The sequence below is a fragment of the Streptomyces sudanensis genome (genome assembly GCF_023614315.1).
Lineage (GTDB): Bacteria > Actinomycetota > Actinomycetes > Streptomycetales > Streptomycetaceae > Streptomyces > Streptomyces sudanensis.
In genome coordinates, this window is the sequence record NZ_CP095474.1 from 1,533,680 (window position 1) to 1,536,994 (window position 3,315).

The 3,315-nt window shown below is 78.0% G+C and carries 2 protein-coding genes and 2 pseudogenes; all 4 read right to left on the reverse strand.

Features of this window, described 5'->3' with window-relative positions; translation table 11 throughout:
• Positions 1 to 69: 69 nt before the first annotated feature.
• A pseudogene (locus MW084_RS07070) lies at positions 70 to 684 on the reverse strand (DUF2567 domain-containing protein); the annotation flags it as partial.
• 80 nt (positions 685 to 764) lie between these two features.
• Positions 765 to 1,592, reverse strand: coding sequence for an ABC transporter permease (locus tag MW084_RS07075; protein WP_029553939.1), 828 nt, complete (start codon positions 1,590 to 1,592; stop codon positions 765 to 767).
• Between the two features lie 118 nt (positions 1,593 to 1,710).
• Positions 1,711 to 2,691, reverse strand: coding sequence for an ABC transporter ATP-binding protein (locus MW084_RS07080; protein ID WP_029553938.1), 981 nt, complete (start codon positions 2,689 to 2,691; stop codon positions 1,711 to 1,713).
• A 74-nt stretch (positions 2,692 to 2,765) separates the two neighbouring features.
• Positions 2,766 to 3,315, reverse strand: a pseudogene (locus MW084_RS07085) (NYN domain-containing protein); the annotation flags it as partial.

Below are 3,315 nucleotides of genomic sequence, written 5' to 3' on the forward strand. Positions count from 1 at the left end.
CGCGACNCCGGGTGCCGTGCCGTCCGCGCCCGGGGCGGGCCGCTCAGGCGCGCGAACGTAAGGGGTCGNCGGGCCGTACGGGGCGAGGTCCCACTCCGGCTCGGGGTCGCGGGGGCCGAACAGCGCCGTGAGGGCCAGGTGGACGGCCATCGCGGCGATCGGCCAGGCGAGCAGCGCGCCGTACGCCTGGAGTTCCAGCGGCGCGTCGAAGACGACGCCCTCGCCGACCTCCCGCGCCCTGGCCTTCACGTCGTGCGCGGGGCCGAGGAGCGTGCCCGTGCCCCAGCCCAGTACGGATCCGAGCACCCCGCCGAGGGCGAGGCCGACCACGACGGCGACGCCCCCCTGCCGGTGCCGCAGGAACACGGCGAGGGCGGCGAGCGCGCCGAACGCCAGGCCGAGCAGGATGAACACGCCGTCCGTGCCGACGGCGTGCTCCGCCTCCGACTCCTTCAGCAGGACCGACCTGCCGTCCCAGACGAGCGGCACGCGCGGGGCCAGCCGGAGCCACAGCAGGCCGAGCGCGATCCCCGTGACCGCCACCGCGAGCAGGACCAGGGCGCCCCGGCGCACCTCCGCCGCCGTGCCCGGTGCCGTCCGGCCGTCCCGCGCGCGGGGGTGCGCGGGGCCTCCGCCCGGCGTGTCGCCGTCGGGAGGGGTGCTGGGGGCGGCGTCGTTCGGCACGTGCTCACTCGGGGGCTGGCGGGACGGGGNNANGGGGTGCGGTCACCGGGCCATGGTGCCAGGCCCGGCCGAACGCCGCCTCACCGGACGGCCGCCCGGCGGTACGCCCGGGTGGCGACGGTCAGGGAGGCGACGCCGACGGCGGCGCAGACCGAGAGGTCCAGGGCGACGGCCGCCCAGTCCGGGCTCGCGTCGAAGGCGCGGGCCAGCGCCTCGACCCCGTACGTCGACGGGAGCAGGTCGCGGGCCCAGCCGATCGGGGCGGGCATCCGGTCGGCCGGCAGGACACCGAGCAGCAGCGCCGCCGACATGCCGAGCTGGCCGAGCAGCGTGGCCACCTCCTGGCGCGGGGCGAGCAGCCCGAGCGCCGCGCCGAGCCCCGCCAGGGCGGCCCCGGCGAGCGGGACGACGGCCGCGAGGACCCACAGGTGGGTGAGCGGCAGGTCGAACAGGAGCGACCCGGTGACGGCCGTGACGACCGTGCCGGGCACCGTGAAGGAGGCGTACGCCCCGGCGGCTCCGAGCACCACGGCGGCGGGCGGCACGGGCAGCGTGGCGTAGTGGTCGAGGCCGCCGCTCGCCCGCAGCTGCCCGAAGTACTGGGCGAGCAGGTTCAGCGCGACGAACGCCACGACGAGGACGGACGACCCGGCGACGACCGCGCGGGCCTCGGCTCCGCCGTCGACGACACCGCGCATCAGCACCATGATCCCGACGGACTGGAAGGTCGCGACGAACAGCAGCGGGATGCGCGCGACCCGGGCGCGGGACAGCTGCGCCCGGTACACGGCGGCCAGCGCCGGCAGCAGCCGCGCACGGGGCGCCAGGGGCGCGGCGGCCCGGCCGTCCGCCCCGGCGGCCGTCCGGACGCCTCCCGTCGAGGGCGCCTCCACAGGCAGGGCGCTCACCTTCTCCTCCCGTTCCCGTCGGCGGTGCCGCGCACGCCGGCCACCCGGCGCGCCGGGGCGCCGGGGCGGGCGGGGCGCCGGCCCGTGCCGGGCCCCCTCTCCTCGCGTCGCCGCGCCGTCATGCCTTGACCAGCCCCTTCGCCTCGCCGCCGAGTGCCAGGTAGACGTCCTCCAGGCTCGGCGTCGCCAGGGTGAAGTCGTCGAGTGCCGTGAACGCCGCGCCGCCCGTCACCGCCGCGACCGCCGCGCGCGCCTCGTCCGGTGCCAGCCGCAGCACCCAGCGGCGCCCCGACTCGCGGGCGGAGGCGCGCAGCGCGGCCACCTCGGGCACCTCCAGCGGGGCGCGCTCGCGCCACACCAGGTCCACGCGCACCTCGCCGGCCACGCGTTCCTTCAGCCCGGCCGGGGTGTCGCAGGCGATGACCCGGCCGCGCTCCAGGACGGCGACGCGGTCCAGTACCGTCTCCGCCTCTATCACGTTGTGGGTGACCAGCAGCACCGTCGTGCCGTGCTCGGCGCGGCGCCGGTCGACGGCGGCCCACACGGCCCGGCGCGCCACCGGGTCCATGCCGGTGGTCGGTTCGTCGAGGACGAGCAGCGGGCGCTCGCCGACGAGGGCGGCGGCGAAGCAGGCCAGGCGGCGCTGCCCGCCGGAGAGCTTCTTCAGGGGCCGGGCGGCGAGTTCCCCCAGGTCCAGTTCGTCGAGGACGGCGTCGCGTGCGGCGCGGGCGTCGCGTGCGGTGAGGCCGCGCAGCCGGCCGGTCGTCTCGGCGGCCAGCGCGACGGTCAGCTCGTCCAGCGCGGTGGACTCCTGACCGAGGTAGCCGATGAGCCGCGCCGCGCGGTCGGGGTGGCGCACGATGTCGTGGCCGAGGACCTCGACGCTGCCGGAGTCGGGGCGCATCAGGCCGGTGAGCTGGCGCACGAGGGTGGACTTGCCCGCGCCGTTGGGGCCGAGGAGCCCGAAGATCTCGCCGCCCCGCACGTCCAGGTCGATCCCGTCGGTGGCCCGTACCTCGGGTGTCGCGGGCCTGCCGCGCCCGCCGCGCGTGGCGGGGTACGTCTTCACCAGGTCCCGCACCACGCACACCGTACTCACGAGGGATGAGCCTAAGGGGTGGCGGACCCCGGACCGCGCCCGGGGCGGCGCCGCGCGGCCCCGCGCCCCCGCCGCTACTCCCCCGCCGACCGGTCCCCGGCCGCCGTGCGGGCGTCGATCTCCCGCCAGAAACCGGCCCGGATCGTGTAGCGGTCGTGCTCGTCGATCTGGTCGTCCTTGTGGGCGAGGAGGCCGAACCGGGCCGCGTACCTGAGGAGTTCGCCGTCGATGCGGTGCGGGATGCGCGGGTACATCGCGGAGAGCCGCTGGACGTGGCCCTGGTCGGGGAGCCGCTCCATCCAGCGGCGCGCGAAGACCTGGCCCACCTCGAACGGGTCGCCGCCGACCGTGGTGATGTCCTCCTCCCGGTCGGCCCAGCGCTGCTCCGCGCTGGTGAGCTGGGCGAGGGTCGGGAGCGTCGCGGTCTCGGCGGGTTCGCCGGGGGGGCCGGGGCGGTCGACCCAGCCGCGGTCGGAGGACCAGCGCAGGGTGGCGTTGGCGAGCCCGGTGGGCTGCTGGGCGTTCTGGTGGGCGGCGCGCAGCCCGGCGAGGTCCTTCGGGGTGGGGATGCCGCGCGCCGTCCCGGTGGGCGCGGCGCCGTCGGCGGGCGGGGCGGGCGCGGCG